Origin of the sequence: Arthrobacter sp. Cr_A7 (genome assembly GCF_029222765.1) — a bacterium.
In the GTDB taxonomy this organism is placed as follows: Bacteria; Actinomycetota; Actinomycetes; order Actinomycetales; family Micrococcaceae; genus Arthrobacter.
The window spans coordinates 1-701 of the sequence record NZ_JARHXQ010000354.1; the positions used below are offsets into that span (position 1 = coordinate 1).

Sequence of the window (701 nt, forward strand, 5' to 3'; positions counted from 1 at the left end):
TGGTCTGTGACAGTGACGGCTGCGCGATCAGCAAGTGCTCGGCCGCTCGGTTAAATCCGTCATGGTCAACTACGGCCAGGAAATACTTCAGCTTTCGTGTATCCACGCAGCGTCCTCACTGGTTCGAACTTGGTTTAGGCGGTAATCACCGCGCCTTCAAAGAACATGAGCTTAGACCAAGGCCTAAATAGCCTAGGCCTATCAAGCCTATTGCTTCTAGATCTTGGACGTACTTCCAAACAACCGACTGTAATGAATGAGTACGCCACGGCTCCGGGAGCCAAAAAGCCCTGCCGCAGGCGCCACTGCCGGTTGCCCTCCGGTTCACATGGCCGCCATCCACGTTCCGGAAATGGCCGTACAGGATTTGAACCAAGCTTGATCTCCAGCGAAGGCCAGTACATGTACATCTCGAATCCCCGCGCTTCTCACCCGACCCTTTCCAACTGCCTTCGCATCGAAGTGGACAGCTGGCGCCACCTGGCTCCCGGCAATTCCGTTGTGCTGCTGACGTCAGATAGGCGTAACCCCCGGATTTCAGGGCGCGTCGACGAAATTTCTGTTGACGGCCACTATTTGTGGCTGATCCAGGACAACGGCGCCGGGCGCCGCTTATTTCACCGGCCTGAGGGATACACGACATTCTTGGATTCTGAGGAGTGATGCATTCCTGGTGATGGCCGAGAAGGACACGTGCAGAT

The 701-nt window shown here is 55.9% G+C and carries 2 protein-coding genes; one reads left to right on the forward strand and one right to left on the reverse strand.

All coding sequences use genetic code 11. The features are described 5' to 3' along the window. On the reverse strand, positions 1-106 hold a 106-nt coding region (locus tag P2Q66_RS21060; RefSeq protein ID WP_275731300.1), incomplete at its 3' end, for a LysR family transcriptional regulator. A 272-nt stretch (positions 107-378) separates the two neighbouring features. On the opposite strand from P2Q66_RS21060, the gene P2Q66_RS21065 reads away from it, so the two are divergent. Then, a complete protein-coding gene (locus tag P2Q66_RS21065; protein ID WP_275731298.1) occupies positions 379-663 on the forward strand; it encodes a hypothetical protein in 285 nt (94 codons plus the stop codon). The last annotated feature ends 38 nt before the right edge of the window (positions 664-701 follow it).